Annotated in this window: 7 protein-coding genes and 10 pseudogenes; 13 read left to right on the top strand and 4 right to left on the bottom strand. The window is 56.3% G+C overall.

The genetic code is table 11. From position 1 onward, the window contains the following. Position 1 precedes the first annotated feature (1 nt). Both FDY98_RS16515 and FDY98_RS16510 read right to left on the bottom strand, forming a co-directional pair. Positions 2-1,316: pseudogene (locus FDY98_RS16515) on the bottom strand (NCS1 family transporter). A 174-nt stretch (positions 1,317-1,490) separates the two neighbouring features. Next, positions 1,491-2,260: pseudogene (locus tag FDY98_RS16510) on the bottom strand (aspartate/glutamate racemase family protein). A gap of 309 nt (positions 2,261-2,569) precedes the next feature. Here FDY98_RS16510 and puuE point away from each other — a divergent pair. The 6 pseudogenes from puuE (at position 2,570) to FDY98_RS16480 (ending at position 7,784) form a co-directional block, all read left to right on the top strand. Then, a pseudogene (gene puuE, locus FDY98_RS16505) lies at positions 2,570-3,507 on the top strand (allantoinase PuuE). A gap of 18 nt (positions 3,508-3,525) precedes the next feature. Continuing rightward, a pseudogene (locus FDY98_RS29640) lies at positions 3,526-4,399 on the top strand (MurR/RpiR family transcriptional regulator). 573 nt (positions 4,400-4,972) lie between these two features. Then, positions 4,973-5,740: pseudogene (locus FDY98_RS16495) on the top strand (transporter substrate-binding domain-containing protein). 8 nt (positions 5,741-5,748) lie between these two features. Then, positions 5,749-6,427, top strand: a pseudogene (locus tag FDY98_RS16490) (amino acid ABC transporter permease). Next, positions 6,420-7,044 (top strand): annotated as a pseudogene (locus FDY98_RS16485) (amino acid ABC transporter permease); the annotation flags it as partial. The pseudogenes FDY98_RS16490 and FDY98_RS16485, both read left to right, overlap by 8 nt. A gap of 6 nt (positions 7,045-7,050) precedes the next feature. Beyond that, positions 7,051-7,784: pseudogene (locus FDY98_RS16480) on the top strand (amino acid ABC transporter ATP-binding protein). A gap of 11 nt (positions 7,785-7,795) precedes the next feature. Here the strand turns inward: FDY98_RS16480 and FDY98_RS16475 are convergent. Continuing rightward, a pseudogene (locus FDY98_RS16475) lies at positions 7,796-9,242 on the bottom strand (YfcC family protein). 247 nt (positions 9,243-9,489) lie between these two features. Here FDY98_RS16475 and FDY98_RS16470 point away from each other — a divergent pair. From FDY98_RS16470 to FDY98_RS16440, 7 genes and pseudogenes are all read left to right on the top strand, one after another. Continuing rightward, on the top strand, positions 9,490-10,320 hold the full coding sequence (locus FDY98_RS16470; RefSeq protein ID WP_027958098.1) for a bifunctional allantoicase/(S)-ureidoglycine aminohydrolase: 831 nt from the start codon (positions 9,490-9,492) through the stop codon (positions 10,318-10,320). A 136-nt stretch (positions 10,321-10,456) separates the two neighbouring features. Next, positions 10,457-10,944: pseudogene (locus FDY98_RS16465) on the top strand (ureidoglycolate lyase). A 118-nt stretch (positions 10,945-11,062) separates the two neighbouring features. Beyond that, a complete protein-coding gene (gene pyk, locus FDY98_RS16460; protein ID WP_022522265.1) occupies positions 11,063-12,538 on the top strand; it encodes a pyruvate kinase in 1,476 nt (491 codons plus the stop codon). Continuing rightward, positions 12,525-13,301: a molybdate ABC transporter substrate-binding protein gene (gene modA, locus FDY98_RS16455; RefSeq protein WP_027958097.1), complete on the top strand. Its 777-nt coding sequence runs from the start codon at positions 12,525-12,527 to the stop codon at positions 13,299-13,301. Before pyk ends, modA begins: the two co-directional genes overlap by 14 nt. Before the next feature lie 13 nt (positions 13,302-13,314). Continuing rightward, positions 13,315-13,983 carry a molybdate ABC transporter permease subunit gene (gene modB, locus FDY98_RS16450; RefSeq protein WP_027958096.1) on the top strand — a complete coding sequence of 223 codons (669 nt, stop codon included), beginning with the start codon at positions 13,315-13,317 and terminating at the stop codon, positions 13,981-13,983. Further along, positions 13,946-15,136 carry an ABC transporter ATP-binding protein gene (locus FDY98_RS16445; protein ID WP_081742555.1) on the top strand — a complete coding sequence of 397 codons (1,191 nt, stop codon included), beginning with the start codon at positions 13,946-13,948 and terminating at the stop codon, positions 15,134-15,136. Before modB ends, FDY98_RS16445 begins: the two co-directional genes overlap by 38 nt. Positions 15,137-15,138: 2 nt before the next feature. After that, the gene (locus FDY98_RS16440; RefSeq protein WP_027958094.1) at positions 15,139-15,672 is read left to right on the top strand and encodes a DUF192 domain-containing protein; all 534 of its coding nucleotides are present in this window, start codon (positions 15,139-15,141) and stop codon (positions 15,670-15,672) included. A gap of 161 nt (positions 15,673-15,833) precedes the next feature. On the opposite strand, the gene FDY98_RS16435 is transcribed toward FDY98_RS16440, so the two are convergent. Then, the gene (locus tag FDY98_RS16435; RefSeq protein ID WP_027958093.1) at positions 15,834-16,568 is read right to left on the bottom strand and encodes a ParA family protein; all 735 of its coding nucleotides are present in this window, start codon (positions 16,566-16,568) and stop codon (positions 15,834-15,836) included. Between the last annotated feature and the right edge of the window lie 100 nt (positions 16,569-16,668).

The raw sequence follows: 16,668 nt of genomic DNA, 5'->3' as shown, positions 1-16,668 counted from the left end.
GTTACTGGCTAAAGCGCTGGCAGGGAGCCCAGTACTTCATAAGCAGGTAGTAGGTAACACCTGCGGGTATCAGGCTGGCGTACCACGAGATCGCCGAGAAAGAGAGCGCCGCAACAATGCCCACCGCCGTGGCGATGAAAGCGGCTAAGTTCACGCCTTGGTAAGGGCCGTTGGCGTCATACAGCTTATTGATATCCAGCGTGCGGCGGCGAATCACATAATAATCGACCACCAGAATGGCGAAGATCGGGCCTAGGAAGGCAGAGTAGGTTTGCACAAATAGCTGCAGGCCCGCAGCGGAGCCCGGCTGAACCAGTTTCCAGGGGAAGGTGGCGAAAGCCAGCAAGCCAACGATCACCGTGGCGACCGAGAACTTGATCTTGAAGATGTCCATCAATACATAGGTCGGCGGTACCACGTTGTTGAGTACGTTGGTGGTGACCTGGGCGAAGGCGATGAACAGAAGGGTAGTCATCAGCAGCGGGTGTTGTCGACGGCGTTGGCAAACACCTGGATAGGGTCGGCGGTGCCGGTGGCCTGAGAGACCATATAGCCGATCAAGCCCATAAACAGCGTGCAGGGCAGAATCGACATGGCGTAAATGGTGGTCAGCAGGCTTTGGGCGGTGCCCTTCTTGTGCTCGCGGGAGTAGTCGCTAACGTTGAGCATCATGGTGCTGTAGATGCCCAGAAACAGCATGGTCGCGCCCCAGAACGGCATGCCCCAGGAGCCTTCCATGGTCAGCAGGCTGGCGGAAAGCTCATCGCCGTAACGCTGCACCGTGGCGTAGAACATATACACCAACGAGGCGAGGATGAAGGCGCTGCCGATATTCTCTAACCACTTGATACCCTGGAAACCCATTACCGACATGCCAATTTGCAGAAACTGGAAGGTAATAAAGTAAAAGATAAGGTTGTCGAAACCGAACAGGGTGGCCGACACCATATTGAGTGCCCCGGCACCAATCCAGCTTTGAAAGCCGTACCACACTACCGCTGGCACTGCGCGCACCAAGCCCGGTAAGCGCGTGCCCGTAAAGCCGAACGCGCTGCGCGCTTGCACCATAAACGGAATGCCGTACTTGTAGCCCGCGGCCCCGTTGATGGCCAAGGCAATCCCGATTACAAAGCAACGATGGCAATGGCCAGCGTAGCTTGTAACAGGTTCAGTGTGCCGACCACGCTGGAGCCCATGGCAAAGGGCCAATGGAAACGCAGCCACCGAACCAAGCCAGGAAGTAGGAGCCGCGCCCATGATTCGGGTGTGTTGAGGGCCAGGCTTTCTGCCCCCAGTGCTTTTGATCCAGCAGGGATCGTTCTTCTGACGCAAGAGCCGAGGTTGAAGCGCTCATGTTGTCGTCCTGCAAGATTGTCGGTTTTTATTAATCCCGATTAGGTATCGGGAAACGCTTGCGGCGTGGCGTGCTAATGGACGTACTTTTTAAAACTCTATTTAAGCTATTGTTATTAGATGTTGTTGAGTCACTATTATTTTTTGGAACTGTTATGACTTAAGCGGTAGCGCAAGATCAGAAAGCTCAGAAAACTTACCGTAAAGATCTTTGGCCGTGGGTAGGCAAGATCGCCGTGTTTGCTGGTATGCAGCCCTTAAACTGACCAGTGATTCCGCCAGTTTCAGCGCGGCGGTAACACCTTCTACTACCGGCAGGCCCACTTCGCGGCTGATCTCCTGGTCAAATTCGCCATGCCCGCCACAGCCTAAAACGATGGCGCCGATACCGTCTCATCCCTGGCGCGGCAGCACTCTTCGACGATGCGGGTAAACGCCACTTCAGGATGGTGCTCAAGATCCAACACCGGAATTTCAGCGGCACGTATACGACGGCAGTGGTGGCTAAAGCGCTACTGCTGAAGCAGGTGCTCGGCGATAATGCCGGTGCGGCCCAGGGTGGTGACAATTGAAAAGCGTGTACTCACCAGTGTGGCGAGATGAAACGCTGCTTCGGCGATGCCGATTACCGGCGCACGGGTTAGCTCCCGCGCTGCGAGCAGGCCTGGGTCACCAAAACAGGCCACCACATAGGCATCGATGCCGCCTTCGCATTCGCTTTTTAGAACTCTTCGGCCACTCCTACCGCACTGATCACTTCGTCGAAATGGCTCTCGATAGAAACCGGGCCAGCGTCCGGCTGTGAAGCGCTCACCGTGGTGCCAGTGCCCGCCTGCTGCTGCGCTGCCTGATGAATAGCAGCGGTCATGGAGGACGTTGTGTTGGGGTTAATAATGCGTATATGCACGATAGCTATTCCGTGTGTAAACAATATGGCATTTCTTGTATACAAAAGTAGGGCGGTTTTCTACGTGGCGCAAGGGACTAATGAGCAATCGGCAATAAAAAGCAGCTGATAAAACTTGACCATTTGTTCAGGATTCAATGGCTTAACGCCTTTTAAACTAAGAAACGCTATTAGCGTCAGGGGATTAGCGGTCGACCGCGTTGCGGTTGGTTATGAATGTCGCTATTTTGTATACAAATAATTTTTCTGTATTGCTGGGCGGCTATTTGCCAATGATCTGCCCGGGTTGTATGAATCAAGGAGCTAGCTATGTCGTCGTCACCTAAGGGCCACTATCCCCGCGATTTGATCGGTTATGGACGCAACCCGCCCCACGCCAACTGGCCAAACAAGGCCAAAATTGCCGTTCAGTTTGTGCTCAACTACGAGGAGGGCGGCGAAAACTGCGTGTTGCACGGCGACTCAGGCTCCGAGCAGTTCCTATCGGAAATTATCGGCGCACCGGCTTATCCGGATCGCCACTGAGCATGGAGTCGATCTACGAGTACGGCTCCCGCGCCGGGGTATGGCGCATTCGCGCGAGTTTGAAAAACGCGATTTGCCGCTCACGGTGTTTGGCGTTGCCATGGCGCTGGAGCGTAACCCGGATGTCGCCCTGGCATTTAAAGAGCTGGGCCACGAGATTGCTTGCCATGGCTATCGCTGGATTCACTATCAGGAAGTGCCCGAGCACGTTGAGCGCGAGCATCTACAGCAGGCCATGGAGATTTTTCAACGCCTCTATGGCGAAAAACCCCAAGGCTGTACACCGGTCGCGATAGTCCCAATACCCGGCGCTTAGTGCTAGACGAAGGTGGTTTCCTTTACGATAGCGACTACTACGGCGACGACTTGCCTTTTTGGACGCAGGTGAACCGATAGTCAGGGCAGTGACCACAACCACCTGATCGTGCCCTACACGCTGGACAGCAACGATATGCGTTTTGCCGCGCCGCCAAGGTTTCAATACGGCGGATCACTTCTTTACCTACCTGCGCGATGCCTTTGATGTACTTTACGCAGAAGGGGAGGAGGCGCCAAAATGCTCTCGGTGGGCATGCATTGCCGTTTATTGGGTCGCCCAGGGCGCTTTCGCGCCCTGCAGCGCTTTTTGGATTACATCGAAACTCACGACCGTGTGTGTGGGTGGCCCGGCGGGTTGATATTGCCCGTCACTGGCAGAGCACCACCCTGCAATCGTTAATTAAGCAGTTTAATAGGATGCTATGACGCCGCATATCGCGACAGCGAATTACCGCCCAGTTTGACACGCTAACTGCCCAGGAGCAGCGGGTGGCGAGCTTTATCCTCGATCACTTTGATGACTTGCGGTGTATAGCGCCGCTGATTTGGCGCGTTTGACCGGGGTATCCAAATCGACAGTTAGCCGCCTATTCAAAGCGGCTGGGGTTTGAAAGCTACCGCACCGTTAAAGACCACGCCGCCAGCTACGGAACCTGGGCGTGCCTTTGGTGATCGACCCCAACGCCATGCAGGAAGAGGCCGGGGCGCCGTTCCAGCGCCATCTGCAGCGGGAGCAGGATAATCTGCAGCGCTGCTTAAACGGCATTGCGGCGGATCAATTTGCTGCACTGGTAGAGCGGCTGGATAGCGCGCGTCATGTGGTCGTGATCGGTTTTCGTAACAGCTACCCGCTAGCGCTGCATTTTCGTCAGCAGCTGATTCAGGCGCGCACCCAGGTGCGAGTGGTTCCTCACCCAAACCAGTCGTTAGCGGAAGAGATCGTCGATCTCACCGACCAGGACGTAGTGGTGGTTTGGTTTTCGCCGCCGCCCAGCGGCATTTGCTTCGCTAATTGACGCACTTGAGCGCTCACCTGCCAAGGTAGCCTTACTGGCTGACCCCACCGCGGTCAATTTCGCCTCACAAGTAACGTGGTTTTTTGAAACGCCGCTGGAAAGTCTCTCGGCGTTTGATAGCTACGCCGCTGCTAATAGCCTGATCTGCCTTATTGCCAACGGTTTACTGCACCGTCGTCTTGCAGAAGGTCGAGAGCGAATCAGCGCGATCAGCGATGTTTACGCTGATCTTAGTGAGCTGGAAGCGGCCACCATGAGCGTGGATTGGAGCGCCCAGTAGTCTTTGCACGAAAACTGTCTGCGCTCGACTATACGGCGTTAAAAATCGCCTCGTGCGCGAGTCCGATCAAAATGCTCATTTACAACCCCGTAAATTCGTACGCGAATCCGATCCTTTTTTCGTTGATTTTTGCCTTGTCTAGTCGTCGCTCGACGACTTTTCGTACAAAGCCTAAGTCTTTATCCTTTCATGGTGCATCTCGTCCTGTTGGTGGATGAAAACTGCACCAACACATTGCATCTCTCTCCTTTTAAATCCTCTTCTCAGCGCGGCAATCGCTGCGTTGTTGTTTCGCGTGCCCGCTAAGCTGCTGTTCTAAAAAATGTTAGCCACTTCTGGTATCGCTGTTGCTATTAGGTGATCGGGTGAAACGAAAGTTTCTTGTTAGATTTTATGCAACAAAGCTTTCACTCGCTCTGCATCCCTAACTAATACCGCTACGGCTACTGACTGACCGACATGCCTTGTCAGGTTGCTCTTATTAGGAGAACACCATGAATCGCTATCGCGCCGCTTCAATCACTCTTTCTCTAACCAATTCAAACGCCTACAGTCGGTGTCTTAGCCACAGGGCTGAGTGCCGTCGTTGCCCTCGGTGCTATTACCACTAGCCCAAACGTTCAGGCGGATGCGCTAGAGGATATCGAGTCGCGCGGCACCATCCGGGTAGCTGTGCCGCAAGATTTTCCACCGTTTGGCTCAGTAGGTACTGACCTGCAGCCGCGCGGCTACGATATTGATATGGCGCAATACCTGGCTGATGAAATGGGCGTTGAGTTAGAGCTGATCCCGTACCAGCGCTAACCGTATTCCCTATTTGCAACCGGGCAGGCGGATCTAGTGATCTCTAGCCTGGGTAAAAACCCTGAGCGCGAAGCGGCGATTGATTTTTCAGATGCCTACGCGCCGTTCTTTCTAGGCGTGTTCAGCGCTGATGAAGATGAAAGCGTGGAAGGCCCAGAAGGCCTGGCCGATAAAACCATTGGGGTAACCCGCGGTGCCGTGGAAGATATGGAGCTTTCCAATATTGCCCCGGACTCCACGACGGTGCAGCGCTTTGAAGACAACGCCACCACCATTTCTGCGTTTCTTTCGGTCAGGTCGATTACGTAGCCACCGGTAACGTAGTCGCCGCCGAAATCGCCGAACGAAACAGCGACCGTGCGCCCTCGCGATTTATCAGCTCAAAGATTCACCTGCTACGTGGGCATGAATAAAAACGAGCCAGCGTTAATGGAAGAAGTGAATCGCCTGATCGCACAAGGCCTGGAAGATGGCACCCTGAATGAGCTATCTCAGCGCTGGTTCAGTGCCGACCTGCCTGAAAACTTCGGTAGCTGAGGTTTAGCATGGGGCCAACACTCGATTTTCTTACCCTGTTGCCCTACGCCAGTGAGCTCCTCAAAGGTCTTACCACCACGGTCGTTTTGACCGTGGTGACCACCTTGACGGGGCTAGCGCTGGCGGTGGCAGTGGCGTATTTACGCGTCAACGCGCAGCCATGGGTGCGCTGGGGGCTAGGCGGCTACGTCGAAGTAACCCGCAATACGCCCTTCATTGTGCAACTGTTCTTTATCTTCTTTGGACGGCCGGGCTCGGCATTAAAGTTGATGCCATTACCGCGGCGTTATTGCCATGACGCTCAACCTGGCCGCTTACAGCGCCGAGATTCTACGCGCCGGTATTAGCGCCACGGCGAAAGGGCAGTTAGAAGCTGGGCGTGCACTGGGCATGACCACACTGCAAAGCTATCGCCATATCGTGCTGGTGCCCGCGTTTGCCAGGGTATACCCCGCGCTGATCAGTCAGTCGATCATTGTGATGCTGGGTTCGGCGGTGGTGTCGCAAATATCGGTATTTGACCTGACCTATGCCGCTAACTTTTATCCAATCGCGCAACTTTCGCAGCTTGAAGTCTACCTGCTGATCACGCTGGTCTATTTGCTCCTCGCCTTCGGCATGCGGCGCAGCTTTATGCTGGTGGCAAGCGGGTATTCGCCTATCAGCAAGGAGAACAACGATGATTGAGTTCACCTTCTGGGACATTCTGCGCAACCTGCTGCTGGCAACCCGCTGGACCATTGTGCTGTCGTTGATTGCCTTTGTGGGCGTGCGACGGTGGACTGCTACTGACCTTTATGCGCCTCTCCAGCAACCGCTGGCTGCAGCGCTTAACGTCTCTTATGTTGACCTGTTCCAAGGTACGCCGCTGTTGATGCAACTGTTTTTGATCTTCTTTGGCGCTGCTGCCATGGGGATCGATCTCTGCCTGGTTGGCGGCTTCCATCGCACTGACACTATTCACCAGTGCTTTTCTATGTGACATCTGGCGCGGCTGTTTAGAGGCGGTTGCCAAAGGGCAGTGGCACGCGGCGCAGGTGCTGGGCATGAACTACTTCCAGACCATGCGCCATGTGATTCTACCTCAGGCGCTGCGGCTTTCGATTCCGCCCACGGTGGGTTTCTCGGTACAGGTCATCAAAGGCACGGCGCTGGCCTCCATCATCGGCTTTGTCGAGCTGACCAAGGCGGGCACCATGCTCAATAACGCCACCTTCGAACCCTTCACCATTTTTGCCCTTGTGGCTCTGCTTTACTTCGCGCTGTGCTACCCACTTTCCTGCTACGCGCGCTATCTGGAGAAAAGCTCTATGACGCTGGTTTACGTTGATAACGTTCATAAAGCCTTTGGCGACCTGGAAGTGCTTAAAGGTATCAACCTTTCAGTTGCGCAAGGCGAAGTGGTGGCGATTATTGGTCGCAGTGGCTCGGGTAAAAGTACCCTGCTGCGCTGCCTGAATCAGCTGGAAAAACATGACAGCGGCGAGATCACCATTGCCGATAAGCAGCTCGATGCGGCGTCAATGTCGCCCAAAGAGCTGAGTGAAAACGTCGGCATGGTATTCCAAAGCTTTAATCTGTTTCCTCATAAAACCGTGGGTGGAAGTGAGAACGTCTGTTTGGCGCGCTGGTGGTGCGTGGCGAGGAGAAAGCCGAGGTCGAGAAAGTCGCCCGCGAAGTGCTTGAGAAAGTGGGCCTCTCCGACAAATACGATGCCTACCCGGCGCAGCTTTCCGGTGGTCAGCAGCAGCGGGTCGCCATCGCCCGGGCGCTGGCCATGCGCCCCAAAGTGATGCTCTGCGATGAGGTGACTTCAGCACTTGACCCTGAGCTGGTCGGGGAAGTGCTGCGCGTATTGGAGGCGTTGGCGGCCGAGGGCATGACGCTGATTCTGGTCACCCATGAAATGAGCTTTGCACGTGATGTGGCCGACCGCGTGGTGTTTATGCACCAGGGGCGCATCCATGAAGAGGGCGCCCCCAGCGAGCTATTCTGCAACCCACAAACGCCGGAGCTAAAGCAGTTTATCTCTGCCGTGCTCTAGTCGATCCACTTCTAGCCGATCCACTGGGTTGCCTGCGCGAAAATAAGAAAGCCCAGGGCAATCGCTATCCAGACGCAAAAAAGTGGAAGAAGAATTTGACCACTTTTGCCATGGCACACCTGCCAGTGCCAGGGTCGCCATAAAGTAGCCTGAGGTCGGGTATAAAATATTGCCGATACCGTCACCCAACTGGAACGCCAGCACCGCCGTTTGGCGGGTAACGCCGATGATGTCGGAGAGCGGTGCCATCAGCGGCATGGTGACCAGGGCCTGGCCGCTACCGGAGGGGACAATGAAATTGAAGCCTAGCTGGGCGAAGAACATGCCAATCGCCGAAAGCAGGGTTGGCAGGCCTCCGACGAGGTTGCCAAGCCCAAACACCAGCGTGTCCATGATGTGGCCATCTTCCAGCATCACGGCAACACCGCGTGCGACGCCGGCGATCATGGCGCCGACCAGCACATCTCGGAAGCCTTGGTTGAAGCCTGCGCATATTTCGTCGGTGTCGAGGCCTGCTATTAGGCCCACAACAATGCCCATGATGATAAACAGGCCTGCCATTTCCATCATGAACCAGCCTTGCTGCAGTACGCCATAGACGAGTACCGCGAAGAAGGCGAAGGTGGCGATGGCCGCGAGCTTCTGGCGAGCGCTGGCGATTAAGGCTGGGCTATTGTCAGCATGTTGATAAAGCGAGCGTTTTTCGGATTCGCTAGTGTCACTGCTCAGCAGGCTAAGTGAAGGTGTTTGATGCACCATACGGGCGTAACGCATAACGAAGAAAATGGCCGCGGCTAACATCACCACAAATGCCACAACGCGCAAGCCATAGCCGGAGTAGAGAGGAAGATCTGAGAGTTGCTGTCCTAGGCCGGTATTGATGGGGTTGAGCACACCCGTCGTGAAACCGACCGTGGTAGCACAAAGTGCCACCGCCGCGGCCGTGACTGAATCAAAGCGCAAGGCAATCATCAGCGGCAAGATGACCGGCACATAGACCAGCGCCAACTCTTGGGTACCGATAACCGTCGCTATGAGGGCAAAAACCGTCATCAACACGGGGATAGTGAGCAGGTTCTGTCGCGCAAAGCGGCGCGTTAGCTTGTCCACACCTATTTCAATAATGCCGGTGCGCCTTAGCACCATGAACATACCGCCGATCATGAAGGTGAAAAAGACAACTTCACCGGCACTCATTAAGCCATTCGGGATCGCCAGCATAAAGTCGACGATGCCAACTGGTGACGAAGCGATCTGCTCATAAGAGTTCGGGTCGATAGTGATGCGCCCATTCGGGCCAGGAACACGCTCGAACTGCCCGGCCGGCACAAAGTGCGTTGCTATCGCGGCCAGGGCGATAAATATGAACAGAACCGCGTAAATGTCAGGGATCCGGCACCAGCTTTTCTTGGACGTGGGGCGATCTGAGGAAGACGAAGAGGGGGTGTGTTGGGACATGCTATGCCTCGCGTTTGTTATAAGTAGCTGACCTGAGCAGCGGTTAGCGGGCGTCACGCCGCGCCGAGGTTGCTGTTTTTGGACATGCTCGTATGATCTTAGAATCATGAAACGAAAGTTTCTAAAGAAGTTACTATTGGGAGGAGTGTTTCACAAGAGCTTTGTTAAAGATTGCTTTATTGTGGTTAGCTAATCTTGTATACAAGATGAATAACTTGTGTTTTTACTAAGTCAAATAGGGTTAAAAATGCCAGCTACTTACTACGCTCCCACCGGCGGGCACCCGCCGCAAACGCAAATCACCGCTGATCGCGCCGTGTTCACTGAAGCGTATGCGCTGATCCCCAAAGGCGTGATGCGCGATATCGTCACCAGCAATCTCCCCTTTTGGGAAGGCACTCGTCTGTGGGTGCTGGCGCGGCCGCTGTCGGGGTTCGCCGAGACGTTCTCCCAGTACATTATGGAAGTCCAGCCCCAGGGCGGCAGCGATAAGCCCGAGCCTGATCCTCAGGCGGAAGGCGTGTTGTTTATTGTGGAAGGTGAGTTAACGCTTACTTTGTCAGGCGAGCGCCACACCCTGCAGCCCGGCGGTTATGCGTTTATTCCCCCGGGCAGTTCGTGGCAAGTGCGCAACGAATCTAACGCGCCGGTACGTTTCCACTGGGTACGCAAGGCCTATGAGTTTGTGGAAGGGCTCGAGGTGCCAACGGCGTTTGTCACCAACGAGCAGGACATTGCGCCTATCGAAATGCCGGGCACCGAAGGACGCTGGGCCACCACACGCTTTGTCGACCCTGCGGACGTTCGCCACGATATGCATGTCAATATCGTTACCTTTCAGCCCGGCGGCGTAATTCCTTTCGATGAAACCCATGTCATGGAACACGGCCTTTACGTGCTCGAAGGCAAAGCGGTTTATCACCTGAATCAAAACTGGGTAGAAGTAGAGGCCGGGGACTTCATGTGGCTACGCGCTTTCTGCCCCCAGGCCTGCTACGCCGCTGGCCCCGGGCCATTCCGGTATCTGTTGTATAAAGATGTTAATCGTCATCCTGCTCTTCGTCTGGGGGCTCGTTAAAACTGGTTGCGCTAGCTTTTCAAGCAGGCAGCTTTAAAGGGTCGCGCGAGCTAAAGCTGCCTCCCACTAGTGCATTTATCAGGCTGGCAGTGGCCATGCCACGCTGAGTAACAAAGAACTTTAGAAGGACACAACAATGCTAGAGCTAAAAGCCGAGCCGTTGACCGCAGAGGCCTTCGCCCCTTTTGGCGATGTGATTGATGCGCGCACCTCCGCGTCGTTTCCCATCAACGCCGGGCGCACTCAGCGCCACCATGATCTTGCCAAGGTGGAAACTCTAGGCGAAAACGCTCACACGCTGATTAATATCTTCGTGAGCCAGCCGATTACACTGCCGTTGGAGCTAACGTTTTTAGAGCGTCACCCCCAGGGCAGTCAGGCGTTTATGCCGCTGCACCAGGAGCGCTTTATTGTTGTGGTAGCCCCACCGGGGAACATATTAACCCTGCAGACGTGCGAGCGTTTGTCACCGATGGCCGCCAAGGGGTGAATTACCGCGCTGGCACTTGGCACGCCATTCAATCGGTGCTGGAGCGCGAAGGCGAGTTTTTGGTAGTGGATCGCGGCGGTGATGGCAATAATTGCGATGAGTTTCCTCTCACGATCACCGTGACGTTGACTTAAACCAACCCTCTGCGTTGCACTGCTGTCATATAGAGCGCGTTAAACTGGTAAGCTAGGGTTACTGGATAGAGTTACTTAATAAAAGTCACTACACGCTAAATTGCATGGTTGGAACATTATGAACGCACTGCACTTCTCCTCGATCCGTCGTACCAAAATTGTCGCCACCCTTGGGCCTGCCAGCGACCGGGAAGGCGTATTGGAAGCCATGCTCAAGGCGGGTGTCGATGTGGTGCGTCTTAACTTCTCCCATGGCACAGCGGATGATCACCGCCGCCGACTAACCGAGGTACGTGAAATCGCCGCCAAGCTAGGCCGCAGCGTCGCGGTGTTGGGTGATCTGCAGGGGCCCAAAATTCGTATTGCACGGTTTAGAGATGGGGCTGTGGTGCTTAAAGAGGGCCAGCCGTTTATTCTCGATATGGCGCTGGATGGCGATGCGGGCGATGTGCATCAAGTCGGCTGCGACTATAAGACCTTGTCCCAAGACGTGACCGCCGGTGACCGCCTGCTGTTAGATGACGGACGTTTGGTGCTGGACGTGGCCCGTGTTGACGGCCAACAGGTGCATACCACCGTGGTAGTGGGTGGCAAGCTCTCTAACCATAAAGGCATCAACAAGCAGGGCGGCGGACTCTCCGCTCCGGCATTGACTGAAAAAGATAAAGAAGACCTTAAGACCGCCGTTGAGATTGGCGTCGATTACCTGGCCATTTCTTTCCCCCGCCATGCTGAAGATATGCTCGAAGCACGCCGCTTATTAGGTGAGGCGGGTAAAGAGATTGGCCTGGTGGCCAAAGTCGAACGAGCCGAAGCCGTAGCGGATGATGCCACCCTGGATGGCATTATCGAAGCTTCTGAGGCGGTCATGGTGGCGCGAGGTGATCTAGGCGTAGAAATTGGCGATGCCAAGTTGGTCGGCGTGCAAAAGCGCATGATCAAACGAGCGCGTTCGCTCAACCGTGCGGTCATTACCGCCACGCAAATGATGGAGAGCATGATTTCAGCGCCTCTTCCCACCCGCGCTGAGGTGTTTGACGTGGCCAACGCGGTGCTGGATGGCAGCGATGCGGTCATGCTCTCGGCGGAAACCGCGGCGGGCGACTACCCGCTGGAAACCGTAGAAGCCATGTCACGTGTTTGCCTGGGAGCTGAGCGGGAAAAAACCGCCCAGGAGTCCGGTCACCGTATTCATGAAGGCTTTTCCCGCCCTGACGAGACCATTGCGCTCTCCGCCATGTACGCGGCCAACCATATGACCGGCATTACCGCGATTGCCTGTATGACCTCATCGGGCTATACACCGCTGATCGCTTCGCGCATTCGTTCGGGCCTGCCGATTGTCGGCTTGGCGCATAATCCCATTGCCCAACGCCGCATGGCGCTCTACCGCGGTGTTGTTTCGCTACCGTTCGATACCTCTGAAATGAGCGCCACCGAGCTAAACGACCGTGCCCTCGAGATGCTTGTCAAGACCGGTATCTCCAAACCTGGCGACCATGTAATCCTAACTCGCGGCGACCATATGAACGCCCATGGCGGCACCAATACCATGAAGGTAATGGAGATTACTGACGAGCATGCTAAAAGCTAAATTAGCGCATGGGTTGCTGCTCGCCTGCTTGCTTCTGATAGGTTCCCCTGCGCAGGCGGAGGCGCCTATCGTGGCGGCGGCCTCTGATCTACAGTTTGCGCTGACAGAAGCCGCCGAGCAGTTTCAGCAGGAAACCGGCCACGCCCTACGGCTAAACTTTGGCTCGTCAGGCAACTTCCGGCGTCAAATTGCCCAGGGCGCGCCCTTTGAGCTCTATCTCTCTGCTGACGAGAGCTACGTTCAAGCGCTTTATGAGGAGGGCTACACACAAGATGAGGGCGTGATTTACGCCATTGGTCGTTTAGTGTGGCTGCAGCGCGCAGGGCGTGGTGATTTACCTAACGAGGAGACGCCGCTTGAAGCGGTTAAAACCGCGTTAGAGGCGGGGACTACTGAGCGCATCGCCCTGGCCAACCCCGAACACGCCCCCTATGGCGTGGCGGCGCGGCAGGCGCTTGAGTACGCCGGGCTTTGGGAGCAAACAGAGCCGCTGCGGATACTGGGCGAAAATGTCTCCCAGGCGGCGCAGTTTGCGCTCTCCGACGATGCGCGCGGTGGGCTGGTGGCTTACTCCTTGGCGCTGGCTCCCACACTAGGTGAGCGAAGTGAGTACGTACTTATCCCTGAGGAGTGGCATAGCCTACTACGCCAGCGAATGGTACTGACCAATCAGGCTGGAGATATTGCCACGGCCTTCTATCAGTGGTTGCAAGAGGACGAGGGACAATCCATTTTGCGTACCTACGGGTTTAGCGTCGAATAATGGAAGGGGCATAATGGATTGGTCGGCGCTTTCGGTTTCGTTACGCCTTGCGGCGTTCACCTGTCTTATCCTGCTACCCATCGCTATTTGGCTAGGCCGCTCACTAGCCTATGCGCGTTTCCGCGGCAAAGGGCTATGCGAAGCGCTGATCGCACTACCGCTGGTATTGCCGCCTACCGTACTGGGCTTTTATCTGCTGTTGAGCTTTGGCCGCGACGCGCCAGTGGGCTCGTTTTGGGCAGCAATGACCGGTAGCGGGCTGAATTTCACTTTCACTGGCATACTATTGGCCTCCCTGATCGCCAATTTGCCGTTTGCCGTGCAGCCCATTCAGCGTGCCTTTGAACATGTGCCCCACAACCTGCGTGAAGCGGCTTGGTGCAGTGGGCTAAGCCCTTGGCAGACGCTGCTGCGCATCGAGCTGCCCTTGGTGTGGCCAGGCATTATGTCAGCGGCAGCGCTTACCTTTGCCCATACGCTGGGCGAATTTGGCGTCATCTTGATGGTGGGTGGCGCCATTGATGGTGAAACCCGGACTCTCGCCATTGCCATCTATGATCGCGTCCAGGCCTTCGATGAACAGGGCGCTGCACAGATGTCGGCGCTGTTGCTGTTGGTATCGTTTATTACCTTGGGGCTCGTCTATGGTCTGGCCGGGCGCAGACGGTGGGTACGTGGCTGATTCGCGCATCACAGAGCCGGTCTCTGGGCCGATTGCAGGGCTGAGCGTGGCGGTCAATCAAACGGGGCCGATTCCACTGGCCGCCGAGTTTGTTTGCCAACCCGGTGAACTGCTGGCGCTGGTAGGGCCATCGGGCAGCGGCAAAACCACGCTGCTGCGCACTATTGCCGGGCTTTATCGCCCCCAGGGCGGGCGAGTGGAGTGCGCTGGAGAGGTTTGGTTTGACGCCGAACGTAAGCATTCACTCTCGCCCCAGCGTAGACAGGTCGGCATAGTGTTTCAGGACTATGCGCTATTTCCGCACCTAACCGCCTCACAAAATATTCAGCTCCCTCTGCGCCACCTGCCCCAACCGCAACGCCGTGAACAGGCCGAGCAGTGGCTAGCCAAGGTGCGTTTAGACGGGCTGGGCAAGCGCTACCCCAACGCGCTTTCCGGTGGCCAGCGCCAGCGTGTGGCGCTGGCCCGCGCCTTGGCCCGTGACCCCAAAGTGCTGTTACTCGATGAGCCGTTTTCGGCGGTGGATCAAGTGACCCGGCGGCGGTTGCAGCGCGAGCTGGCGCTGCTGCGTCAGCAGATCGAGATTCCTATTGTACTGGTGACCCACGACCTGGAAGAAGCCGCCGCGCTGGCCGACCAAATCTGCGTGTTGCATAACGGCGTCAGCCTGCAGCAAGATGCTCCTGATGTGCTTTTTCGTCGGCCGTTGTCGCCGCTGGTGGCGCGCTTGTTAGACCGCCATAATCTGTTTGAAGGGGTAGTGGTGGATGAGGAGGGCAAGCGTCGGCTGCGGTGGGGCGAAAATTATCTAGAGGTAGCCGAGGGGTTAGATAATCTGACGCTGGGTGAAACAGTCACCTGGTACTTGCCGCCCTCCGATATTGTGCTTCACCGTCGCGGCCGTCCTTCACACGGCGAGCGGGAGAACCCGGTCGTTGCCACCGTTAGCGAACTGGTCGTACTGGGCGGCATCACTTCAGTTTCGCTAAGCGTCGATCACGGCGATATGTTACGTTTTGATATTGCCACCCATGCCGCCCGGCGTAATCAGTTAACCAGCGGCGCCGTGGTGAAGGTTTCGCTGCTGGCAGCAGGCATTTACCTTTTGCCAGGCCACCGAGTTCGCGCAGATGCGCATGACAAAAGGAAGTAAGCATGGATCCCACGCGTCGCACGCTGCTTGAGGCGTCTTTACTGTTACCGATGGCGGCACTGCTGCCGATGTCGCTACTCAGCTCGTTTGCTTGGGGGCAGGCATCTGCACAAAAGATGCAGACGCTGGCGCTGGCTATTCACAGCGAGGGCGGCCCACATCGTCTAGAGGTTGAAGTGGCGGAAACGGCTTCGCAGCGTCAGCGCGGGTTAATGGGGCGTGAGAGCTTGCCCGAAAAAAGTGGCATGCTGTTTCGCTTTGAGAACGAGCAGTCGGCCAACAATGCCTTTTGGATGTATCGCACGCTAATCCCTCTGGATATTGCCTTTATCGATAGCGATGGGCGGATCGCGGCGATTAATACTATGCAGCCCTGCGAATCCTCGTCGCCGAGCGACTGCCCCTCTTATCCTGCAGGTGCGGCTTATCATTCAGCGTTAGAGGTTAATGGCGGCTACTTTGCTGAGCGCGGTATCAAAGTAGGGGACTGTGTTTCTATTCCTGAAGAAGCCGGTTTCTGCCAGCCTGGAGATTAAACTGGGCGGCGGCGAAACCTGACCACGATCAGGGCTATACCCTCGACCACTAAGCCGCCACCGACTCGTTTATGCACGCCTAGGCTGTCGTCCCTTAACAGCGCGCCGGTACCTCTTCCGCCTGCTGCAAGCCAATTAACAGCAGAGCGAAGCTCAGAAGGTCATTGTATACGCTGCGCGATCTCTCGCCACAGCGCGGTGTAGGCGCGACTGCCCCGACTGCTGCGGGCGAAATGCCCGACCGGAGCGCGTTCGATACCCATACGCTCGACCTCACTGGCGTTGGGCACGGTCGTCGATAGGCGCCTCGGCCAGCGTTCGCTGAGACTCTCCATCACCTGGCGGTGCAGGGTCTTGCGACGGTCGGCGAGGGTCACGAATGGCCAGATCGGGCAGGCATGGTCGACCGCGTCGAGATGACCGTCCAGTTGCTCAAGAGTGCGCAACGACAGGGTGGTCGGTACCATCGGCACTAGCAGGGCATCGACGCTTGAAAAGATCTGCTCGGCGAGTGCCGACAGGCTCGGCGGGCAGTCGAGTATCACCAGGTCGTAACTGCTCATCACCGGCTTGAGGATCTTACGCAGCCGGCTGGGTTTGCGGGTTTCCATCGACGCTTCCAGGTCACGCGAGCCCAGCGCCGCTGGCAGCAGGTCGAGCCCTTCGATGTCGGTCTCGCGGATCGCCCGGTCGAGATCGGCCTTGCCCTTGACCAGTTTGTCGACGCCACCACGCACTTTGGGTTTGCTGCGCAGGTAGAAGGTGGTGGCGGCCTGTGGATCGAGATCCCACAGCAATACTCGCCTGCCGTCGCGTGCCGCTTCGGCGGCGAGGTTGACGGCGGAGGCGGTCTTGCCCACGCCCCCCTTGATACTGTAAAGCGCCAGCATCTGCATAGGGAACTCCCGGCTTGGTGACTGTTCAGTCTAACTGATTGGCCTGAGTGGATATGTGACGTTTCGATGACGGCGCTGCTGCCGATGTCGCTACGCTGAT

This window comes from Halomonas sp. PA16-9, assembly GCF_009728585.1.
Taxonomy (GTDB): Bacteria; Pseudomonadota; Gammaproteobacteria; order Pseudomonadales; family Halomonadaceae; genus Vreelandella; species Vreelandella titanicae.
Note: the sequence above shows the minus strand (reverse complement) of the source record. Positions and strands in the feature narration are given on the sequence as shown.